Origin of the sequence: Streptomyces sp. NPDC053474 (assembly GCF_044544845.1) — a bacterium.
GTDB lineage: Bacteria > Actinomycetota > Actinomycetes > Streptomycetales > Streptomycetaceae > Streptomyces.
Genome location: NZ_JBITXV010000003.1, coordinates 383,299 through 404,271 on the forward strand (window position 1 = coordinate 383,299; position 20,973 = coordinate 404,271).

Genomic DNA, 20,973 nt, shown 5'->3' on the forward strand with positions numbered 1-20,973 from the left:
CCGTGGTGCGGGTGCGCGCGGTACGGCTGCGTGCTGTACGGGCGCGCGCGTACTTGCCTTGCGGTCAACTTACCGGCGCGTAGGGAGATTTCAATGGGTCGCGCAGAAGTCCGGGCAGGAGCGTGGCGGCGGCGCGGGCCTCACTCGCGGGCCGGGGTCCAGATCTCCCCCTCCAGGACCCGGCCCATCCCGACCCAGACCATGTTCATCAGGCGCAGGGTGACGCCCTCCGGTGACTGGTCCGGGTTGCGGGCCATCCAGTCGGTGAGTGAGTCGGCGGCGCCGACGAGGGCGTGGGCCACGAAATCGGCGTCCCTTTCGGTGAGTTGCGAGGGGGTCGCGCTCTCCTCGATGCCCGCCCGGACGAGCTCCGCGACCTGCGCCATCACCGCGCGGCGCGCGTCGGCGACGGCGGCCGCGATGGCCTCGCTCAGCTCCGACGCCTGGCGGTGGAGCACCACCCAGCTGTCGCGGTGCTCGGCGACGAAGGAGAAGAAGGCCAGGAGCCCGGCGTACAGGCGCACTTCGGGGGCGCCCTGGGGCTTCGTCGCGCCCGGCCGCGCGCCTCGGTCCCGTGCGTCGGCGGGACCGCTCGCGGCCGCCTCCCGGGCCGCCCCCTGGAACGCCGCGACCAACCGGTCGGCCTCCCGCCGCAGACAGGCCAGGAACAGGCCTTCCTTGGAGTCGAGGTAGAGGTACACCATCGGCTTGGAGATCCCGGCCAGTTCGGCGATCTCGTCGACCGACGCGGCGTGGTAGCCCCGCTTGGCGAAGACCTGGACCGCCACGTCGATCATCTGCTGCTCGCGCTCCTTGCGCGGAACGCGCCGCCTGCGCTCCTGTGGCGTGCCACCCACCCTTGTCAGCCTCCTCGCCCCGGCTTTACCTTACCTCCCAGTAAGTTTACTTCGTGGTAAGGAGCTTGCGTTGGGGACGGACAAGGCCGGGGAGATCGCGGGGCTCGACTTCGCCAGTGTCACACCCACGGAGTTCGCGCGGATCGTCAAGGGCCTCTCCGGCAAGGAGCTCACCGAGATCGCCACGGACGGCCCGCTGCGCGCCCGCGTCCTGCGGGAGGTGTTCACGCGCATGGAGCAGCAGTTCAGGCCGGAGGCCGCGGGTTCCCTGAAGGCGCTGATCCGGTGGCAGGTCACGGGGAGCGGGGGCGTCGGGGACGCGGTGTACGAGACGGACATCGCGGAGGGCGCGTGCGTGGTGCGCGAGGGGCGCTCGGCGGCGGAGCCGCGGGTCACGCTGGTGATGGGCGACGCGGAGTTCCTGAAGCTGGTGTCCGGCAACGCGCAGCCCGTCACGCTGTTCATGACCCGCAAGCTCAAGGTCGTGGGGGACGTGGCGCTGGCCGCGGGGCTCACCCGGTACTTCGACATCCCCAAGGCGTGAGTCGCGGGGTCCTCGCCGGGGACGGGGCCGGGGCCTCGCGGGGGCCGGGGCCTCGCGGGGGCCGGGGCCTCGCGGGTGCGCCCCAGGCCCGCCCCTTCCCGAAACCAGAGGGCTCCGCCCCCCGGACCCCCCGTCATCGGCGCTCCGCGCCTCGTCCTCAAACGCCGGACGGGCTAGAGATCCATCCCGTTCAAGGCCTCGCTGACCTGCGCCGAAGTACCGTGCATGACAGCCATGCACCCTCCCCTCCGGTCCCGGCAGCCCTTCCGGGTCGTCGTGTGTCTGCTGCCCGCGCTCGCCGTCGTCTGGGCCGGGTACCAGCGGCGCTGGATGTCCGACGACGGGCACATCTACGTCCGGACGGTCCGGCAGGTGCTCGCGGGGCACGGTCCTGTGTTCAACGTGGGCGAGCGGGCCGAGTCCTCGACGGGCACGCTGTGGCAGTGGCTGCTCGTCCTCGCGGGGCTGCCGGGGGCCGACGTGGTGGCGGCCGCGGTGTACGGCGGGCTGCTGCTCACGGCGGCCGGGTTCGCACTCGCCGCGTGGGGCGCGGCACGCCTGCACACGGGGGCGTCCGGCGGCCCCCTCCTGCCGCTCGGCGCCCTGGTGCCGCTCGCGCTGCCGCCCGTGTGGGACTTCGCCACCTCCGGCCTGGAGACGGGGCTCGCCACGTGCTGGCTCGCGGGCGCCTGGCTGCTGCTCGTGACCCGTCCGCGCGCGCTGGCCACCGCGTTCGTCCTCGGGCTCGGTCCGCTGGTACGGCCCGATCTCGCCCTGGTGTCCGCCGTGTTCCTCGGCGCGCAGTGGCTGAGCGCGCGCCCCTCGCGCCGCGCCGCGCTCGCCGGGGCGGCAGCCGCGGGCGTGCTGCCCGTCGCCTACGAGGTCTTCCGGATGGGCTACTACGGACACCTCATGCCGCTGCCCGGCGTCACCAAGGAGGCCTCGTCCAGCCTGTGGGGGCGCGGGGCCGCCTACCTCGCCGACTTCGCCGGGCCGTATCTGCTGTGGCTGCCCGCCCTGTTCGTCCTGGCCGCCGTACTGCCCGCGCGGCGCGGCGGACGGCCGGGGCGCGCGGTGCCCTGGGTGCCCGCGCTCGCGCCCGTCGTCGCGGGGGTCCTGTGCTGGGCGTACGTCATCAAGGTCGGCGGGGACTTCATGCACGCGCGGATGTTCCTGCCGGGGCTCCTCCTGCTGGTCCTGCCGGTGTTCGTGGTGCCCGCCACGCGCGCGTGGACCCTCACGACGGTCGGCGTCGGGGCCTGGGCGCTGGTGTGCGCGGCGTCGCTGCGCGTTCCGTACGAGGGGCTGATCGGGCCGCGCGGCATCGCGGACGAGCGCGGCGTGTACGTGCGGCAGAACGCGGCCGCGCACCCCCTGCGGCACACCTTCGCCGGGTTCCGGGGCAACGCGGCGTACGCGCGTGAGGTGCGGGACGCCGCGCACACCGGGGCGCCCACGCTGTTCCTGGCCCGCACCCGCGTCGAGGGCGCGGCGCCCTCCGTGTCCGGCGCGTACGCGACGCTCGGGCTCAACGGCACCGTCGTCCCCCTCGACGGCGCGGCGCTCGACCCCATCGGGCTCGCCTACCCGCTGGCCGCCCACTCCGAGCGCATCGCCCACGCGCGCGTGGGCCACGACAAGCGGCTCCCCGACGAGTGGATCGTCGCCGACCGGGGCACCGGCGACCTGCCGCCCGGCATGGACCCGGCACGCGTGGCCGCCGCCCGCCGCGCCCTGGCCTGCGGCCCGCTGGCCGAACTCCGCGCGGCCACCCGGGAGCCCCTCACGGCGGGGCGCTTCCTGCGCAACGTCGGCGGCGCCGTGGAGCGCACCGCGTTCCGCTTCCCGAACGATCCGGTGCGGGCGGAACGCGAGCTGTGCGGGGCGGGCAGGCGCTAGGGCTCCGCGACGCCGTGCCGACCCATCGGGCAGGCCCTAGGACACCACGTCCTTGTGCGCGAACCCGCGGAACGCGAGGGCGAAGAGCACCAGCGCGTACGTCACCGAGACGGCGGTGCCCTGGAGCATGCCCGACCACTCCGGGGTGGGCTGGAAGACGTCCGCCCAGGCGAACTGCCAGTGCGCGGGCAGGAAGTCGCGCCAGCCGCCGAGCGCGGTCACCGCGTCCAGGACGTTCCCCGCGATGGTCAGGCCGACCGCGCCGCCGACGGCGCCGAGGGGCGCGTCCGTCCTCGTGGAGAGCCAGAACGCGAGGCCTGCCGTGACCAGCTGGGACGCGAAGACGTACACCACGACGACGGCGAGGCGCCGCGCGGCCGTGCCGGGCTCCAGGACGCCGCCGGTCGGGATCTCCAGCGGCCCCCAGCCGTACGCCATCGTGCCGACGACGAGCGCCACCACCGGCAGCAGCGCGATCGCGGCGGCGCTCAGGCCGAGCCCCACCGCCAGCTTGGACCACAGAAGGCGGGCCCGGGGCACGGGCGCCGCGAGCAGATAGCGCAGGCTCGACCAGCCCGCCTCGGAGGCCACGGTGTCCCCGCAGAACAGCGCGACGGGGATGACGAGCAGGAACCCGGCCGACACGAACAGGCACGTCGCCGCGAAGTTCACGCCCGAGGCCGTGGCCGTGTCCATCAGCGTCACCCGGTCGTTGCGGCCGCCCGGCGAACCGGCGATCGCGAACGCGAGGAGCAGCACGAGGGGCAGCAGGGCGAGGACGCCGCCCATGACGAGCGTGCGCCGCCGCTTGAGCTGGCGGACGGCCTCGACGCGCAGCGGCAGCGTGCGGCCCGGGCGGTAGCCGGGCGCGGTGGCCGCGCCGGTGTCCTGGGCCGCGCCGGTGTCCTGGGGGCCGTCGGCCACCGCCGTACCGGTCTCCCGGGGGCCGTCGGTCGCCGCCGTGCCGGTCTCCCGGGGTCCCCCGGTCGCCGCCGCGGCCCGGGGCCCGTCCGGGGCCGCCGTCGTGTCCTGTGGGGCCGTCACGCCGCACCTCCTCCGATCAGGGTCAAGAACGCGTCTTCCAGGCGCCGGTGCGGGCCGAGCGCCTCCACGGGCACCTCCAGGCGGACCAGTTCGGGCAGGAGGGCCGCCCCCGTGGCCGCCGGGCCGCCGTCGAGCCGCACCAGCAGCCCGCCCTCGGTGCGGGCCGCCGAGGCCACGCCCGGGAGCGAGGCCACCTTCTCGACCAGCGGGTCGGGGATGTCCGCCGCGAGGCCCACCAGGAGCGTGTCCCCGGCGCCGACGATCTCGTCGACCGGGCCCGCCTGCACGAGGCGGCCCCGGTCCATGACGACCAGATGCGTGCAGGACTGCTCGACCTCGGCGAGGAGGTGGCTGGAGACGATGACCGTGCGGCCGCCCGCCGCGTACCGGATCATCACCTCGCGCATCTCGCGGATCTGGGGCGGGTCGAGGCCGTTCGTCGGCTCGTCCAGGATCAGCAGGTCCGGCAGGCCCAGCATGGCCTGGGCGATGGCGAGGCGCTGGCGCATGCCCTGGGAGTACGTGCGCACGGCGCGGGCGAGGGCGTCGCCGAGCCCCGCGATCTCCAAGGCCTCGTCCAGGTACGCGTCCCCGGCGGGGCGGCCGGTGGCACGCCAGTACAGCTCCAGGTTCTCCCGGCCCGACAGGTGGGGCAGGAACCCGGCGCCCTCCACGAACGCGCCGACGCGGGACAGGACCGGCGCGCCCGGCCGGATCGCCTGGCCGAAGACGCGGATCTCGCCCGCGTCGGGGCGGATGAGGCCCATCAGCATGCGCAGGGTGGTGGTCTTGCCCGCGCCGTTCGGCCCGAGGAGGCCGAGGACCTGGCCCTTCTCGACGCGGAAGGACAGCTCGCGGACCGCGTACCGCTCGGTGGACTTCGCGTACCGCTTGCTCAGGCCGGTGATCTGGAGGGGCACGTCGGCGAGGTCCGGGTCGGGCGCGGGCGCCGTCACGCGCCTGCGGCCGACCAGGAGCAGGGCGGCCGCCACGGCCGCGCCGACCAGCGGCAGCCACCACACCCAGGCGGGCAGCGGGGCCGCGGCCGTGTCCACGCCGGGGGCCGTCGGGACCTTCAGGCCGCTCTTCAACGCCACCGTGTACGCGGCCGGTTCGGCCGGTGAGGCGTAGCCCAGGTCGGTGGCGGCGAACACCAGGCGCAGCCGGTGGCCCTTCTTCAGCTCGTGGTCGACGGCGGGCAGCCGCAGGTCCAGGGTCCTGCCATCCACGGCGCCGCCGATCCGCACCGGGGCGACGAGCTGCGCGGGCAGCACCTGCTGGCCGCCGCCGGGCCCCACGTCGTAGACCTTGCCGAAGAGGACCGTGTCCGCGCTGTCGGACTTCACCCGCACCCGCACGGCGGGGGCGCCGGTGATCCGCAGGTCCTCGGTGAGCGGCTTCGACTCGAACGCGGCGTACTGCCCGGGGATGTCCAGGGAGACGCCGACGCCCAGCGAGGACAGACGGCTCAGGCCGTCGCCCCCGCCGCCCGCGCCGCCGAGGCCCGGCAGTCCGGAGACGGCGGGCGGCGCGGCGCCCGCGGGGTTGTCGAAGGTCTGCGGGCGCCCGGCGAGCGGGACCTCGCGCAGCCCGCCGCCGAGCCCCGGGTAGCGGTCGGCGCTCGCGCCGCGCAGCGTCGCCGCGCCGTCCGTGGAGTCGATGCCGCCGGTGCGGGTGACGCGGAAGGCGGGGCCCGTGTCGGCGCCCTTGTCGTCCTTGAGGTAGCGGTCGAACCACCGCGTGACCCGGCCCGCGACCCGGTCGGTCTCCTGGTCGCCGCCGTCGTGGCCGCCCGCCGTCCAGTCGACCGCTACGGGCGCGTGGTTGCCGCGGATCGCCTTGGCCATCGCGTCGGCCTGGTCGAGCGGGAACAGCGAGTCCCGCTGGCCCTGCACGATCAGGGCGGGCACCTTGACGCGGTCGCCGACGGCGGCCGGGCTGCGCCCCGCGAGCAGTTCGCGCGCCCGCGCGTCGGGCTTGCCCGCGACCGCCACGCGCTCGTACATCGCGCACAGCTTCGGCTCGAACTTGTCGCAGCCGCCGCCCGCGCTCAGGAACATCCCGGCCCACTGCTTCTTGAAGACGTCCTTGGGGAACAGCGCGTCCGCCAGGTTCCAGTACGTCATCAGCGGGGCGATGGCGTCGATCCGGTCGTCGTGCCCGGCCGCGAGCAGCGACACCGCGCCCCCGTACGAGGCGCCCGTGACGCCCACGCGCGGGTCGCCGTCCTTGTCGAGGCGGACCTCGGGCCGCTTCGCCAGCCAGTCGACGAGCCGCGACACGTCGGCGACCTCGCCCTTGGGGTCGTTGAGCCCGATGCGCCCGGTGGACCTGCCGAAGCCGCGCGCGGACCACGTCAGGACCGCGTACCCGTCGCGGGCCAGGCGCTCGGCCTGCTCGCGCACGTCGTCCTTGCTGCCGCCGAAGCCGTGCCCGACGAGCACCGCGGGGCGCTTGGTGCCCGGGTCGCCCGCGGTGAAGTACGAGGTGTCGATCCGCACCTCCTGCCCCTGGCCCCGGCCCATGGCGAGCGTCTGGTCCGTGCGGCGCACGGCGGGTGCCTCGTCGGACGCGAGCGCCGTCCACGTGCCCGCGCCCGCGAGCACCACAACCGCCGCCGCGGCGGCGGCCGTCCGCCGCGGCGCGCGCAGCGCCGCCTTCCAGGCTCTGGCCCGGGGCAGTCGTAGATCCATGCGTCAACGGTACGGGCGGTCACCGACAACCGATGCGGCCGCCGGTCGGAACCCCGCTGTCTCCCCGGGGAGTACGATCCGCCGCCCCCGTACGTCCGCCGCGGTACGGAGGCCCCCGGCGCCCCGCACCGGATGTCAGGGGCACCTACGCTGCTGACCCATGACCTCCCTTGCCATCGGCCAGCGTTCCCTGGGTGACCCTTCCGTCCGCTTCCCGCTCTGGCCGCCGCTCACGGCGGGCTGTCCGGTCACGAGTACCGACGACATCGCGTACCCCGTAGAGGTCGACTACGCCTACGACCAGGTCCCCGACGGCTTCTTCGCGCCCGGAGCCGCCGCCGCGCGGCCGCGCGGGCACGAGCGCTGGGCGCCGCTCCTCCCGCCGCTGCGCGCCCCCTCCCTCGCCGAGGGCGGCACCCCGCTGCTCCCCCTGGAGGACGGCGTGTGGATCAAGGACGAGTCCCGCAATCCGACCTGGAGCCACAAGGACCGGCTCAACCGGATCACGGTGAGCGCGGCCGTCAGCGTCGGCGCCCCCGGTGTCGTCGTCGCCTCCTCCGGCAACCACGGCGCGTCGGCGGCCGCGTACGCCGCCCGGGCCGGTCTTCCGTGCACGGTCCTCACCTCGCCGGACGCGCCGCCCGCCGTCGACGCGTTCCTGCGCGCGTACGGCGCCACCGTGCTGCACGTGCCCACCGACGAGCGGTGGCCGCTGCTGCGCCGCATCGTCGAGCGGACCGGGTACCACCCCGTCAGCAACCTCACGTCCGCCGCGCACACCGGGCACGGGTTCGGGCCCGAGGGCTACAAGACGATCGCCTACGAGATCCACGACGAGCTCGGCGCCCTCCCGCGCGCGGTGTTCGTGCCGACCGGGTACGGGGAGATGCTGTTCGGCGTCTGGAAGGGGTTCGCCGAGCTGGTGCGGCTCGGGTACGGGGAGCGGGTGCCGCGCCTGTATTCCTGCGAGCCCGCCGTCGGCGGGCCCCTCGCGGCCGCCGTGCGCGACGGGGTGCCCGCCGCGCACGTCCCCGTCGGGGACACCGCCGCGTACGCCATCGACTGCCCGGTGGGCGGCTACCGGGGCGTGCTCGCGCTGCGCGAGAGCGGGGGCGCGGCGCTGCTCGTGACCGACGAGGAGCTGGTGGCCGCGCGGGCGGAGCTGGCGCGGGGCGGGGTGTGGGCGGAGGTGTCCGCGGCGGCGGGACTCGCGGGCCTGCGGCAGCTCTGCCCGGGCGGGGAGGGGCCCGTGGTGTGCGTCTCCACGTCCAGCGGGTTCAAGGACCGGGACCTCCTGGCGAAGCCTGCCGCGGTGGCCGCGGAGGACTGGCTGGGCCTTTAGCCCTCGCGGGGGCGCCCCAGACCCGCCCCTTCCCGAACAAGGGGGCTCCGCCCCCTTGGACCCCCTTATCGGCGCTTCGCGCCTCGTCCTCAAACGCCGGACGGGCTACTTGTAGCCCCTCCGGCGTTTGAGGAGCGGGGGTCTGGGGGCGGAGCCCCCAGGAAGCGGGAAGGGGCGGGTCAGGGGCGCCCCGCGAGGGCTACTCCGGCACCGTCACCAGCCAGCGCGTGGCCGCCCTCGGCCGCAGGTAGCAGGCCCAGTACACCGTCGCGACGGCCACGATGCCGCCGGTCCACAGGAGGTACCGGGCCTCCTGCTGGCTGAGTACGTACGCGAGGACCGCGATGAGCGCCAGCGGGATCCCGGGCCACAGCGGCATCCGCCAGGCCGGGGCGGCGCCGTGGCCGCCCCGGCGGGCGAGCAGGGCCGCCACCGCGACGAGCAGGTACATGCCGGTCACGGACACGCCGGTGACGCCGTACAGGGTGTCGAGGTTCACGAAGCAGAGCGCGGCGCCGGGGACGCCGACCAGGAGGGTGGCGACCCACGGGGAGCCGAAGCGGCCGCCGAGCCGGGACAGGACCGCGTTGACGGGCTCGGGCCAGGCCTTGTCGCGCGCGGAGGCGAACAGGACGCGGGAGTTCTGGATGACCATGACGATGCCCGCGTTGATGATGGCGAGGGCCACGCAGAGGCTGATGAAGGTGCCGACGCCGGAGCTGGACCAGGCGGTGACCATCGCGCCGATGTCGCCGCCGGTGAGGGCGGCCAGGTCCGGCGCGCCCAGGGTGATCGCGGCGACGGGCACGAGCAGGACGACCGCCGAGATGCCGAGGGTGAGCAGCACGGTGCGGGCCACGTTGCGGCGCGGGTTCTCCATCTCCTCGGAGAGGTAGACGGCCGTGGAGAAGCCCTGGGTGACGAAGAGCGCGATGGCGAGCCCGGAGACGATCAGCATCGCGGTGACGGTCTTGGTGCCGTCTCCGGAGCCGCTGGCCACGCTGAGGTCGACGAGGCTGCCCGCGCCGCGCTCGGCGTGGGCGAAGCCGAGGACGGCCACGACGGCGGCCGCGACCACTTCGAGGACCAGGAAGATCCCGGTGATCCAGGCGTTGGCCCGCAGGTCGAGCAGGCCCGCGAGGGTGGCGAGGAGCATGACGCCCGCGCCCGCGTAGGCGGGTTCGATCTTGACCAGGGGCGCGAGGTAGTCGGCCGTGCCCATGGCGATCACGGGCGGCACGATCATCACGACGAGCAGCGAGAGCACGAACACGAGCCAGCCCGCGAGCCGTCCGGCCATCGTGGAGACCATCGCGTACTCGCCGCCCGCGCTGGGGATCAGCGTGCCGAGCTCGGAGTAGCAGAAGGCGACGCCGACGCAGAGCAGCGCGCCGATCGCGATGGTGAGGGTGGTGGCGGTGCCGAGCGAGGAGAACAGGTCGGGCACGACCACGAACAGCGTGGACGCGGGCGTCACGCAGGACAGCGTGAGCAGGGTGCCGCCGACGACGCCGATGGACCGCTTCAGCTTGCGGGGAGCAGCCGGGGTCCCGGGGGCTTCCGCCGCCGCGGGGACGGCCGCGGACTGCGGCGGCGTGTGCAGCGTTTCGGTCATGCGGCGATTCCGATCGGCTCGTACCAGAGGGGGGCGGCAGAGCGTCATGGAATCCCCGCGTCAGGAAAACGTCAATGGCCGGTTGCCTACGGAATCCGCAGCCCTGACGATCTTCAACTGGCCAATGAATCGCAGATGTTGGCGACCATAGGTGGCAATTAGCTAGATGTTTGCCTTGTTTACCTTTGATAGCAAGGTGGAATTTCGCCCACGCCTTTCTCGCCCCATTCATCCCCTCCGTGCGGGAACCGCAGGTGATCGGCGAAAAAAGGAACGAAGCCGTCCGCAGGGCGGACGGCTTCGTTCAGTGGGGTGGAGCTGTCAGTGATTGCGCGGGAACCCCAGGTCCACGCCCGCCGGGGCGTCCGAGGGATCCGGCCAGCGGGTGGTGACGACCTTGCCGCGGGTGTAGAAGTGCGTGCCGTCGTTGCCGTAGATGTGGTGGTCGCCGAAGAGGGAGTCCTTCCAGCCGCCGAAGGAGTGGTAGCCCACCGGCACCGGGATCGGCACGTTCACGCCGACCATGCCCGCCTCGACCTCCAGCTGGAAGCGGCGCGCGGCGCCGCCGTCCCGGGTGAAGATCGCCGTGCCGTTGCCGAACGGCGAGGCGTTGATGAGCGCCAGGCCCTCCTCGTAGGTGTCGACGCGCAGCACGCACAGGACCGGGCCGAAGATCTCGTCCTGGTACGCGTCCGCCGTGACCGGCACCCGGTCGAGCAGCGACAGGCCGATCCAGTGGCCGCCCTCGTGGCCCGGCACGGTGTAGCCGGTGCCGTCCAGGACGACCTCGCAGCCCTGCGCGGCGGCGCCCGTCACGTACGAGGCCACCTTGTCGCGGTGCGCGGCCGTGATGAGCGGGCCCATCTCGGAGGCCGGGTCGTTGCCCGGGCCGATCTTGATCTTCTCGGCGCGCTCCTTGATCTTCGCGACGAGCTCGTCGCCGACCGAACCGACCGCGACGACGGCCGAGATGGCCATGCAGCGCTCGCCCGCGGAGCCGTACGCGGCCGAGACGGCGGCGTCGGCCGCCGCGTCCAGGTCGGCGTCCGGCAGGACCAGCATGTGGTTCTTGGCGCCGCCGAGGGCCTGCACGCGCTTGCCGTTCGCGGAGGCCGTGGTGTGGATGTAGCGGGCGATCGGGGTCGAGCCCACGAAGGACACCGCCGCCACGTCCGGGTGCTCAAGGAGCCGGTCCACGGCCACCTTGTCACCGTGCACCACGTTGAACACGCCGTCCGGCAGGCCCGCCTCGGCGAGCAGCTCGGCCACGCGCATCGCGGCCGACGGGTCCTTCTCGCTGGGCTTCAGGACGAAGGTGTTGCCGCACGCGATGGCGAGCGGGAACATCCACATCGGCACCATCGCCGGGAAGTTGAAGGGCGTGATGCCCGCGACGACGCCCAGCGGCTGGCGGATCGAGGCGACGTCCACACGGCTGGCGACCTGCGTGGACAACTCGCCCTTGAGCTGCACGTTGATGCCGCACGCCAGGTCGACGACCTCCAGGCCGCGCGCGACCTCGCCGAGCGCGTCCGCGTGCACCTTGCCGTGCTCGGCGGTGATCAGCTCGGCGATCTCGTCGCGGTGCGCGTCGAGCAGCGCGCGGAACTTGAAGAGCACGGAGGTGCGCTGCGCCAGCGAGGACTGGCCCCAGGTCGCGTACGCGGCCTTGGCGGCGGCCACCGCCGCGTCCACCTCGTCCACGCTCGCGAAGGCGACCCGGGTGGTCACGGCGCCGGTCGCCGGATCGGTGACCGGGCCGTACGTGCCGGAGGTCCCCTCGACGCTCTTGCCACCGATCCAGTGGTCGACGGTCTTCGTCATGCTGGTCATGCCAGGAATCCCTTCACAGCTGGCGGCGCCGGGCGGACACGTGCCGGTCGTACTCCTCACGGGCCTTGACCGCCGACGGGCGGGTCGCGATCTCGGCCACGGGCACATCCCACCACGCCTGCGCCGGGGGCGGGCCCGACACTGTGTCTGCCGTTTCCGTCTCCACGTAGACACATGTGGGGCCGTCCGCTTCGCGCGCTTCGCGCAGGGCCGCGCGCAGCTCGGCCACGGTCCTCGCCCGCGTCACGGGCAGCCCCAGCGAGGCCGCGTTGGCCGCGAGGTCCACGGGCAGCGGGCCGCCGGTGTACGTGCCGTCGGGCGCCCGGTAGCGGTAGTCGGTGCCGAAGCGCTCGCCGCCGACGGACTCCGAGAGGCCGCCGATGGAGGCATAGCCGTGGTTCTGCAGGATGACGACCTTGATGGGGATGTCCTCCTGCACCGCCGTGACGATCTCGGTGGGCATCATCAGATACGTGCCGTCGCCGACCAGCGCCCACACGGGCCGCTCGGGCGCGGCCAGGGACACGCCGATCGCCGCCGGGATCTCGTAGCCCATGCAGGAGTAGCCGTACTCGACGTGGTACTGGCGCGGCGCGCGGGCCCGCCACAGCTTGTGCAGGTCGCCGGGGAGCGAGCCCGCCGCGTTGATGACGACGTCCTCGTCGGTGACGAGCGCGTCGAGCAGGCCGAGGACCTGGGCCTGGGTGGGGCGCGCGGCCGGTTCGTCGGCCGCGTAGGCGGCGTCGACGCGCCGCTCCCAGCGCTGCTTGCCCGCCGTGTACGACGCCACGTACGCGGAATCGACGCGGTGGCCCGCGAGCGCCGCGGTCAGCGCCTCCAGGCCCGCGCGGGCGTCCGCGACCACCGTGGCGCCCGCCATCTTGTGGGCGTCGAACGGCGCCACGTTGAGGTTCACGAAGCGCACGCCGTCGGCGGCGAAGAGCGTGCCGGACGCGGTGGTGAAGTCGGTGTAGCGGGTGCCGACGCCGATCACCAGATCGGCGCCGCGGGCGAGTTCGTCGGCGGTGGCGGTGCCGGTGTGGCCGATGCCGCCGACGTCCGCCGGGTGGTCGTGGCGCAGGGAGCCCTTGCCCGCCTGGGTGGACGCCACCGGGATGCCGGTGGCGTCGGCGAAGGCGCGCAGCGCGTCCTCGGCCGCGCTGTGGTGCACTCCCCCGCCCGCGACGAGCAGGGGCCGCGCGGCGGCGCGCACGGCCCGCGCCGCGGCCTGGACCTCCGCGGGGTCGGGGGCCTGGCGGCGCACCGGCCAGACGCGCTCGGCGAAGAAGTCCGCCGGCCAGTCGAAGGCCTCCGCCTGCACGTCCTGGGGCAGCGCGAGCGTCACCGCGCCCGTGGCGACCGGGTCGGTGAGCACCCGCATCGCCTGGAGCGCGGCGGGGATCAGCGCCTCGGGCCGGGTGACGCGGTCGAAGTACGCCGACACCGGGCGCAGACAGTCGTTCACGGACACGTCGCCCGCGTACGGCACTTCGAGCTGCTGGAGCACCGGGTCGGCCGGGCGGGTCGCGAAGACGTCACCGGGCAGCAGCAGGACCGGCAGGTGGTTGATGGTCGCGAGCGCGGCGCCCGTGACGAGGTTGGTGGCGCCGGGGCCGATGGACGTGGTGACGGCGTGGGTCGTCAGGCGGCCCGACTGCCGGGCGTGGCCGACGGCCGCGTGCACCATGGCCTGCTCGTTGCGCCCCTGGTGGAAGGGCATCTCGTCGCCGTGCTCCACCAGGGCCTGGCCGAGCCCGGCGACGTTGCCGTGGCCGAAGATGCCCCAGGTCGCGCCGATGAGGCGCCGCTGGACGCCGTCCCGCTCGGTGAACTGCCGGGCCAGGAAGCGCACCAGGGCCTGGGCGGTGGTGAGCCGGACCGTGCCGCTCATCGGTATCCCTCCGTGTGGTCAGGGTGGAAGCAGATCTTCCATTCCCGCTCGTCGCCGGGGCCCGCCATGACGTTCAGGTAGTACATGGCGTGGCCCGGCTGGGCGATGGACGGGCCGTGCCAGCCGTCGGGCACGAGGACCGCGTCGCCCGAGCGCACCTCGGCGAGCACGTCGGTGCCGCCCTCGCGGGAGGGGAAGACCCGCTGGTAGCCGAAGCCGGAGTCGCCGTCGATCTCGAAGTAGTAGATCTCCTCGAGCTCGGCCTCGACGCCGGGGCGGTGCTCGTCGTGCTTGTGCGGCGGGTACGAGGACCAGTTGCCGCCGGGCGTGACGACCTCCACGGCGATCAGCCGGTCGCAGGCGAACGTGTCCGCGGCGGCGAAGTTGCGCACCTGGCGGGCACAGGTGCCGCTGCCGCGGTGCTCGACGGGGACCTCCGGCGCGGGGCCGTAGCGGGCGGGGAGTCGGCGCTCGCACTTCGCTCCTGCCAGGGCGAAGCGGCCTCCCACGCCGGAGGCGATCTGGATGCGGGTATCGCGGGGAACGTAAGCGAAGTCACTCGCTCCGCTGAACACGCTCTCCCGGCCCAGGAGTTCGATGATCTCGCCCTCCGCGTGCACCGTACAGCCGCCCGTCAGCGGGAGCACGATCCATTCACTCTCCCCGGTGGCGAAGGAGTGCAACCCGCCGGGCGGCAGTTCGACCACGCGCAAACTGGAGTACACCCAGCCCGCGCGCGCGGGATCGACGGCGAGGGCGTACGGGCCCTCGACCGCGCTTCCCTTCGGTACGTACGTCATGCGGATCTCCTGTCGGATGCGTACGTCACGGCTACAGCAGCCCGACGGCGGTGTCGACCGCGCCCGCCACGTCCCCGTCCGGCGGGTACAGCAGCGTCCGCCCGGCCACCAGGCCGTACACGGTGGGCAACTGGAGCGCACCGCGCCACTTCTCGAACGCGGTGTCCGCGTCCCCGCCGATGTCTCCCCCGAGCAGCACGGCGGGCAGCGTCGAGGTCTCCATGACGCGCGCCATGTCATCCGGGTTCTCCGTCACGGGCACCTTCAACCAGGTGTACGCCGACGTGCCGCCGAGCCCCGACGCGATCGCGATGGACCGGGTGACCGCTTCGGCGCTCAGGTCGTTGCGCAGGCCGCCGGGCGTCCTGCGGCACAGGAACGGCTCGACGAACACCGGAAGCTGACGCTCCGCCATCGCGTCGACCGCGCGCGCGGTGGAGTACAGCGTGGCGAGCGACCCGGGGTCCTCGTAGTCCACGCGCAGCAGCAGCTTGCCCGCGTCGAAGCCGAGCCGCTCCAGGTCCTCGGCGCGGTGGCCGGTGAACCGGTCGTCCAGCTCGAAGGCGGCGCCCGCGAGCCCGCCCCGGTTCATGGACCCCATCACGACCTTGCCGTCGAGCGCGCCGAGCAGCAGCAGGTCGTCGAGGATGTCGGCGGTCGCGAGCACGCCGTCGACGCCGGGCCGGGACAGCGCCAGGCACAGCCGCTCCAGGAGATCGGCCCGGTCGGCCATGGCCAGCGGGTCCTTGCCCACGCCGAGCGCGCCCCGCGCCGGGTGGTCCGCCGCGATGATCATCAACCGCCCGGAAGCCCCGACCAAGGGCCGCCGAAGCCGCCGCGCGGCGGCTTCGGCGATGGCTTCGGGATGGTGCGCACGCGTCCGCACGAGCGCGGAGACGTCCACGGACGTGCCGGAGCGACTCACCGCACGGCCCCCGCTTCCAGGGCGGCCTCGACCTCGGCCGCGTACGGCATGGCCGAGGAGCACTCGAGGCGCGAAGCGACGATCGCCCCCGCCGCGTTGGCGTACCGGATCACCCGGGCGAGCTCCCACCCGGCGAGCAGCCCGTGGCAGAGCGCCCCGCCGAACGCGTCGCCCGCCCCGAGCCCGTTCACCACCGACACCGGCAGCGGCGGCACCTGGGCCACCGCCCCCGCCCGGTCCATCGCGAGCACGCCCTTCGGCCCCTGTTTGACCACGGCCAGTTCGACGCCCGCCGCGAGCAGGGCCTCGGCGGCGGCGCGCGGCTCGCGCACGCCGGTGGCGATCTCCACCTCGTCCACGTTGCCGACGGCGACGGTCGCGTGCCGCAGCGCGGCGGCGTAGTGGGGGCGCGCCTCCTCCGGGTCGCGCCAGAACATGGGCCGCCAGTCGAGGTCGAAGACGGTGGTCCCGCCGGTGCGGGCGGCGAGCGCGGCCAGGGTCGCCGCCCGGCTCGGCTCCTCGCTGAGGCCGGTGCCGGTGACCCAGAAGATCCGCGCCGCGGCGATCGCGCCGAGGTCGAGCTCGTCCGCGCGGATCTCCAGGTCGGGGGCCTTGGGCAGGCGGTAGAAGTACAGCGGGAAGTCGTCGGGCGGGAACACCTCGCAGAAGGTGACCGGCGTCGGCAGGTCCGGCACCTCGGTGACCCACCGCTCGTCGACGCCGAACGCGCGCAGCTGCCCGCGCAGGTACGCGCCGAAGGGGTCCTGTCCCGTCCGCGTGACGACGCCGACGCGCCGCCCGAGCCGGGCCGCCGCGACCGCCACGTTCGACGCCGAGCCGCCGAGGAACTTCCCGAACGTCGTGACCTGCGACAACGGCACCCCGGTCTGGAGGGGGTACAGGTCGACGCCGATCCGGCCCATGGTGATGACGTCGTACGGATCGGCGCCGGCGTCGGCGTGCGGATCCGGGTGCGGATCGGTCACCCTGCACATCCCTTCATGGTGGCTTCCCTCAGGTCTAATCCCGTCCCAGGAACCCTGTCAACATTTTGTCCTTACATTCGGACTACTGCTTGACACTGTTCTCGGCGGACGGCGAGGCTTGCGGCCATGGCGCAGCAGACAGAGTTGTCGCGTGGTTCCCGATTGAGCCGCATCCGGATCGGTTCGGCCCCCGACTCCTGGGGCGTGTGGTTCCCCGACGACCCCCAGCAGGTGCCGTGGAGCCGCTTCCTCGACGAGGTCGCCGCGTCGGGGTACGAGTGGATCGAGCTCGGCCCGTACGGCTATCTGCCGACCGACCCGTCCCGGCTCGCCGACGAGACGCGGCGCCGCGGCCTGAAGGTCTCGGCGGGCACCGTGTTCACCGGCCTGCACCACGGCCCGGACGTGTGGGACAGGACGTGGGAGCACGTGTCCGCCATCGCCGGTCTCACGCAGGCGATGGGCGCGCGGCACCTCGTCGTCATCCCGTCCTTCTGGCGCGACGACAAGACCGGTGCCGTCCTGGAGGACGCGACGCTGACGCCGGAGCAGTGGCGCCAGTTGGCGGCGCAGACCGAGCGGCTCGGCCACGAGGTGCGCGAGCGCTACGGCCTGGACATCGTCGTCCACCCGCACGCCGACACCCACATCGACACCGAGGAGAACGTCGCCCGTTTCCTCGACGCCACGGACCCCGCCCTCGTCTCGCTGTGCCTGGACACCGGCCACTACGCGTACTGCGGCGGCGACAGCGTCAAGCTCATCGAGACGTACGGCGAGCGCATCGCATACCTCCACCTCAAGCAGGTGGACCCGGCGGTCCTGGCCGAAGTGCGGGCGCAGGACATGCCGTTCGGGCCCGCCGTCGCGCGCGGCGTGATGTGCGAGCCGCCCGCCGGGGTGCCCGCGCTCGAACCGGTCCTCGCGGCGGCCGAGAGGCTGGGCGTCGACCTGTTCGCCATCGTCGAGCAGGACATGTACCCGTGCGCACCGGACAAGCCGCTGCCCATCGCCCGCCGCACCCGCGCCTTCCTGCGCTCCTGCGGGGCGTGAGGCCCGCACGCCCCTGACACCCGAGGGGAGGCCGCGACCGCGCGGCCTCCCCTCAGCCGCGTCCAGGCCCCCCTTTACCGCTTCGGCACGCGAACGCGCCCCCAACACGCCGGGCGCCCGCGCCAGTCAAGCGCGTCACGTAGGTGACAAACACTGCACTCCCGTCACACATGTGACACGTACGCGGGTTTCCCGTCACAGCCAGTCGACAAGCACTCCTCCACAGTCACTCTCCGTCGTTCACGGGGCACAGGCTGAGTGACACCAGTGCCGCGCCCAGCTCCCCCGTCGACCCCTCCGGTCGCCCTGGGTGCGCACAGGGAGGAGCCACCGATGACCGACCGCAGGCTCTGGTCGTACAAAGACATCGCCGCGCACATCCGCGTCCAGCCGGACACCGTGCGCTCATACCGCAAGCACGGCCTCCTGCCCGAGCCCGACCACGTAGAGGGCGGCAAGCCGTTCTGGTACGCCGACACCATCCGCGCCTGGGTCGCGTCGCGGCCCGGCAACCGCGCGCGCAAGGGCGAGTGACCCCCGTCTTGCCCCGCCACCCGAGCCCCTCTTGGAAAATACCCCCTAGGGGTATAGTGTGAAGCACGTCGGGAGGTTCCCTGGAGCTACCGGGGCCCCTCCCCCACGTCGACGTTCCGACAACCCGCACGTCACACACGTTTCACTGAGGAGAACGACATGACCGCCAACGCCCAGACCTCGCAGCCCGGCGCCGTCACCACCGTGTACGACGTGAAGGGGATGACCTGCGGCCACTGCGAGTCCGCGGTCAACAGCGAGATCTCCGAGATCGCGGGCGTCAGCTCGGTCCAGGCGGTCGCCGCCACCGGCAAGGTGACCGTGGTCTCCGCGGCCCCGCTCGACGAGGAGGCCGTCCGCGCCGCGGTCGACGAGGCCGGTTACGAGCTGACCGGCGCGACCGCCTGACCTCCCCTCCCCCGGCCCCGGGCCCCGCGCCACCACGGCGCGGGGCCCTGAGCCCGTTGCGCACCACGCGCCGTCGCCCTCGTACCCCCCACGCCGCGAAAGAGCCGTCATGAACACCTCCGAGGTCGAACTCGCCGTCGGCGGCATGACCTGCGCCTCGTGCTCGGCGCGCATCGAGAAGAAGCTGAACCGCATGGAGGGCGTGACCGCGTCGGTCAACCTCGCCACGGAGAAGGCCAAGGTCAGCTACGCCGAGGGGGTCGAGGTCGCCGACCTCCTCGCCACCGTCGAGAAGCTCGGCTACTCGGCGCGCGAGATCGTCCCGCCGCGGCCCGAGGGCCCTCACGCGCCGGTGGACCCCGCCGGACGCCCCACCACCGCCGACCTCACGGAGGCCGACCAGCTGCTGCGGCGGCTGCTGGTCTCCGCCGCCCTCGCGCTGCCAGTCGTCGTGCTCGCGATGGTCCCGGCGCTCCAGTTCACGTACTGGCAGTGGCTGTCCCTCACGCTCGCGGCGCCGGTCGTGGTGTGGGGCGGGCTGCCCTTCCACCGGGCCGCGCTCCTGAACGCCCGGCACGGCGCCGCCACCATGGACACGCTCGTGTCCCTCGGTACGCTCGCCGCCTTCGGCTGGTCGCTGTGGGCCCTGTTCCTCGGCACGGCCGGGGAGCCCGGCATGCGGCACGGCTTCGACCTGACGGTGACGCGTACCGACGGGTCCTCGGCGATCTACCTCGAAGTGGCCGCGGGCGTCGTCACGTTCATCCTGCTCGGCCGCTATCTGGAGGCGCGCTCCAAGCGCAAGGCGGGCGCGGCGCTGCGCGCGCTGATGGAGTTGGGCGCCAAGGACGTCACCGTACTTCTTCATGGGACTGAAAAGAACGTTCTAGTTAGCGAGTTGAAGGTCGGAGACCGGTTCCTCGTGCGGCCCGGCGAGAAGGTCGCCACCGACGGCACGGTCGTCGAGGGGGCGTCCGCCGTCGACGTGTCGATGCTGACCGGCGAGTCCGTGCCCGTCGACGTCACCGCCGGGGACACGGTGACCGGGGCCACCGTGAACCAGAGCGGGCGGCTCGTCGTCGAGGCGACCCGCGTCGGGGCCGACACGCAGCTGGCCCGGATGGCCAAGCTCGTCGAGGACGCGCAGAACGGCAAGGCCGCCGCGCAGCGCCTGGCCGACCGCATCTCCGCGGTCTTCGTGCCCGTCGTCCTCGCCCTCGCGGTAGCCACGCTGGGCTTCTGGCTCGGCAACGGCGTCGGCGCGTCCGCCGCGTTCACCGCCGCCGTGGCCGTACTGATCATCGCCTGCCCGTGCGCCCTCGGGCTCGCCACACCCACGGCCCTGATGGTCGGCACCGGGCGCGGCGCCCAGCTCGGCATCCTCATCAAGGGCCCCGAAGTCCTGGAGTCCACCCGCCGCGTCGACACGATCGTCCTGGACAAGACCGGCACCGTCACCACCGGCAAGATGACCCTCCAGGAGGTGTACGCGGCCGAGGGCACCGGCGAGAAGGAACTGCTGCGGCTCGCGGGCGCCCTGGAGCACGCCTCCGAACACCCCGTGGCCCGGGCCGTGGCGGCGGGCGCCGCACGGCAGTCGGGGCTCGACGCGGCGGGCCTGCCGGTGCCCGAGCGGTTCGAGAACGTGCCCGGGGCCGGGGTGCGCGGCACCGTGGACGGGCACGCGGTCCTCGTCGGCAGCGCGCGGCTGCTCACCGGGGCCGGGGTCACGGGCCTGGACGCGCTGACCGACGCCCGGGCGCGGGCCGAGGCGGCGGGGCGCACCGTGGTGCTCGTCGCCTGGGACGGCGTCGCGCGCGGGCTGCTCGCGGTCGCCGACACCGTCAAGGACACCAGCGCCGAAGCGGTGCGCGAGCTGCGGCAACTCGGGCTCACCCCGGTCCTGTTGACCGGCGACCACCAGGCCGTGGCGGACTCGGTCGCGCGGGCCGTGGACATCGACACCGTGTACGCGGACGTACTGCCCGAGGACAAGGCGGACGTCGTACGGCGGCTGCGCGCCGAGGGGCGGGTCGTCGCCATGGTCGGCGACGGCGTGAACGACGCCGCCGCGCTCGCCACGGCGGACCTGGGCCTGGCCATGGGCACCGGCACGGACGCCGCGATCGAGGCGAGTGATCTCACTCTCGTACGCGGCGACTTGAGGGCTGCGGCGGACGCCATCCGGCTGTCCCGCAGGACCCTCGCCACCATCAAGTCCAACCTCTTCTGGGCCTTCGGCTACAACGTCGCCGCGCTCCCCCTCGCCGCCGCCGGGCTGCTCAATCCGATGATCGCCGGAGCGGCCATGGCCTGCTCATCGGTCTTCGTAGTGACGAACAGCCTCCGCTTGCGGTCTTTCACATAGACTCGCGATCCTTCACACTGTCTTCGCGGGACCCTCACGTGGGCAGGGGAATCCACATATGGGTCCTCTTGTGTGCACACAGGACATATGCAAGAGACGCAGATCACAACGTTCTGAACGTAACCATCGAGGGGGGTCGTGAGTCTAAGAGGGCGACACCAGAGGGATCTTGGGGGATCTC

At 73.6% G+C, this 20,973-nt stretch carries 16 protein-coding genes; 7 read left to right on the plus strand and 9 right to left on the minus strand.

Annotated features, from left to right (window positions below; all coding sequences use genetic code 11):
* Positions 1-140: 140 nt before the first annotated feature.
* Positions 141-797, minus strand: coding sequence for a TetR/AcrR family transcriptional regulator (locus tag ACIG3E_RS08460; protein ID WP_399613511.1), 657 nt, complete (start codon positions 795-797; stop codon positions 141-143).
* Positions 798-927: 130 nt separating this feature from the next.
* Here ACIG3E_RS08460 and ACIG3E_RS08465 point away from each other — a divergent pair, with 130 nt between their 5' ends.
* Both ACIG3E_RS08465 and ACIG3E_RS08470 read left to right on the plus strand, forming a co-directional pair.
* Positions 928-1,401, plus strand: coding sequence for an SCP2 sterol-binding domain-containing protein (locus ACIG3E_RS08465; protein ID WP_399612887.1), 474 nt, complete (start codon positions 928-930; stop codon positions 1,399-1,401).
* A 234-nt stretch (positions 1,402-1,635) separates the two neighbouring features.
* Complete coding sequence (locus tag ACIG3E_RS08470) at positions 1,636-3,300, plus strand: hypothetical protein (RefSeq protein WP_399612891.1); 1,665 nt, start codon at positions 1,636-1,638, stop codon at positions 3,298-3,300.
* A gap of 36 nt (positions 3,301-3,336) precedes the next feature.
* On the opposite strand, the gene ACIG3E_RS08475 is transcribed toward ACIG3E_RS08470, so the two are convergent.
* Both ACIG3E_RS08475 and ACIG3E_RS08480 read right to left on the minus strand, forming a co-directional pair.
* Entirely contained in the window at positions 3,337-4,224 is an 888-nt protein-coding gene (locus ACIG3E_RS08475; RefSeq protein ID WP_399613513.1) for an ABC transporter permease, read from the minus strand.
* A 116-nt stretch (positions 4,225-4,340) separates the two neighbouring features.
* The gene (locus ACIG3E_RS08480; RefSeq protein ID WP_399612893.1) at positions 4,341-7,037 is read right to left on the minus strand and encodes an alpha/beta fold hydrolase; all 2,697 of its coding nucleotides are present in this window, start codon (positions 7,035-7,037) and stop codon (positions 4,341-4,343) included.
* A gap of 160 nt (positions 7,038-7,197) precedes the next feature.
* Between ACIG3E_RS08480 and ACIG3E_RS08485 the strand changes: the two genes are divergently transcribed.
* Positions 7,198-8,379 (plus strand): pyridoxal-phosphate dependent enzyme, encoded by a 1,182-nt coding sequence (locus ACIG3E_RS08485; RefSeq protein WP_399612895.1) that lies wholly within the window; start codon positions 7,198-7,200, stop codon positions 8,377-8,379.
* Between the two features lie 199 nt (positions 8,380-8,578).
* Here ACIG3E_RS08485 and ACIG3E_RS08490 read toward each other — a convergent pair whose 3' ends face one another.
* The 6 genes from ACIG3E_RS08490 to iolC all read right to left on the minus strand — a co-directional run bounded on the left by ACIG3E_RS08490 (position 8,579) and on the right by iolC (position 16,438).
* A complete protein-coding gene (locus ACIG3E_RS08490) occupies positions 8,579-9,994 on the minus strand; it encodes an APC family permease (RefSeq protein WP_399612898.1) in 1,416 nt (471 codons plus the stop codon).
* Positions 9,995-10,315: 321 nt separating this feature from the next.
* Complete coding sequence (gene mmsA, locus ACIG3E_RS08495) at positions 10,316-11,818, minus strand: CoA-acylating methylmalonate-semialdehyde dehydrogenase (protein ID WP_399613515.1); 1,503 nt, start codon at positions 11,816-11,818, stop codon at positions 10,316-10,318.
* 22 nt (positions 11,819-11,840) lie between these two features.
* Complete coding sequence (iolD, locus tag ACIG3E_RS08500; RefSeq protein WP_399612902.1) at positions 11,841-13,718, minus strand: 3D-(3,5/4)-trihydroxycyclohexane-1,2-dione acylhydrolase (decyclizing); 1,878 nt, start codon at positions 13,716-13,718, stop codon at positions 11,841-11,843.
* Positions 13,715-14,518 carry a 5-deoxy-glucuronate isomerase gene (iolB, locus tag ACIG3E_RS08505; protein ID WP_399612905.1) on the minus strand — a complete coding sequence of 268 codons (804 nt, stop codon included), beginning with the start codon at positions 14,516-14,518 and terminating at the stop codon, positions 13,715-13,717. The genes iolD and iolB overlap by 4 nt, the downstream gene beginning before the upstream one ends.
* A 31-nt stretch (positions 14,519-14,549) precedes the next feature.
* Positions 14,550-15,443, minus strand: a complete 894-nt coding sequence (locus tag ACIG3E_RS08510; RefSeq protein WP_399612908.1) for a deoxyribose-phosphate aldolase — start codon at positions 15,441-15,443, stop codon at positions 14,550-14,552.
* Positions 15,440-16,438 (minus strand): 5-dehydro-2-deoxygluconokinase, encoded by a 999-nt coding sequence (iolC, locus tag ACIG3E_RS08515; RefSeq protein ID WP_399612911.1) that lies wholly within the window; start codon positions 16,436-16,438, stop codon positions 15,440-15,442. The genes ACIG3E_RS08510 and iolC overlap by 4 nt, the downstream gene beginning before the upstream one ends.
* Before the next feature lie 117 nt (positions 16,439-16,555).
* Here iolC and ACIG3E_RS08520 point away from each other — a divergent pair, with 117 nt between their 5' ends.
* The 4 genes from ACIG3E_RS08520 (at position 16,556) to ACIG3E_RS08535 (ending at position 20,792) form a co-directional block, all read left to right on the plus strand.
* Entirely contained in the window at positions 16,556-17,482 is a 927-nt protein-coding gene (locus ACIG3E_RS08520) for a sugar phosphate isomerase/epimerase family protein (RefSeq protein ID WP_399612914.1), read from the plus strand.
* A gap of 333 nt (positions 17,483-17,815) precedes the next feature.
* The gene (locus ACIG3E_RS08525; protein ID WP_030687661.1) at positions 17,816-18,016 is read left to right on the plus strand and encodes an AlpA family transcriptional regulator; all 201 of its coding nucleotides are present in this window, start codon (positions 17,816-17,818) and stop codon (positions 18,014-18,016) included.
* A 159-nt stretch (positions 18,017-18,175) separates the two neighbouring features.
* Entirely contained in the window at positions 18,176-18,424 is a 249-nt protein-coding gene (locus tag ACIG3E_RS08530) for a cation transporter (RefSeq protein WP_366792670.1), read from the plus strand.
* 109 nt (positions 18,425-18,533) lie between these two features.
* A complete protein-coding gene (locus ACIG3E_RS08535) occupies positions 18,534-20,792 on the plus strand; it encodes a heavy metal translocating P-type ATPase (RefSeq protein WP_399612917.1) in 2,259 nt (752 codons plus the stop codon).
* Positions 20,793-20,973 lie beyond the last annotated feature (181 nt).

Bases quoted from the DNA above. Each gene is read 5' to 3' on its own strand.
- ACIG3E_RS08460 (WP_399613511.1), bottom strand. From the start codon at position 797: ATGATCGACGTGGCGGTCCAGGTCTTCGCCAAGCGGGGCTACCACGCC.
- ACIG3E_RS08470 (WP_399612891.1), top strand. From the start codon at position 1,636: ATGCACCCTCCCCTCCGGTCCCGGCAGCCCTTCCGGGTCGTCGTGTGT.
- ACIG3E_RS08480 (WP_399612893.1), bottom strand. From the start codon at position 7,037: ATGGATCTACGACTGCCCCGGGCCAGAGCCTGGAAGGCGGCGCTGCGC.
- ACIG3E_RS08485 (WP_399612895.1), top strand. From the start codon at position 7,198: ATGACCTCCCTTGCCATCGGCCAGCGTTCCCTGGGTGACCCTTCCGTC.
- ACIG3E_RS08490 (WP_399612898.1), bottom strand. From the start codon at position 9,994: ATGACCGAAACGCTGCACACGCCGCCGCAGTCCGCGGCCGTCCCCGCG.
- mmsA (WP_399613515.1), bottom strand. From the start codon at position 11,818: ATGACGAAGACCGTCGACCACTGGATCGGTGGCAAGAGCGTCGAGGGG.
- iolD (WP_399612902.1), bottom strand. From the start codon at position 13,718: ATGAGCGGCACGGTCCGGCTCACCACCGCCCAGGCCCTGGTGCGCTTC.
- iolB (WP_399612905.1), bottom strand. From the start codon at position 14,518: ATGACGTACGTACCGAAGGGAAGCGCGGTCGAGGGCCCGTACGCCCTC.
- iolC (WP_399612911.1), bottom strand. From the start codon at position 16,438: ATGTGCAGGGTGACCGATCCGCACCCGGATCCGCACGCCGACGCCGGC.
- ACIG3E_RS08520 (WP_399612914.1), top strand. From the start codon at position 16,556: ATGGCGCAGCAGACAGAGTTGTCGCGTGGTTCCCGATTGAGCCGCATC.
- ACIG3E_RS08525 (WP_030687661.1), top strand. From the start codon at position 17,816: ATGACCGACCGCAGGCTCTGGTCGTACAAAGACATCGCCGCGCACATC.
- ACIG3E_RS08530 (WP_366792670.1), top strand. From the start codon at position 18,176: ATGACCGCCAACGCCCAGACCTCGCAGCCCGGCGCCGTCACCACCGTG.
- ACIG3E_RS08535 (WP_399612917.1), top strand. From the start codon at position 18,534: ATGAACACCTCCGAGGTCGAACTCGCCGTCGGCGGCATGACCTGCGCC.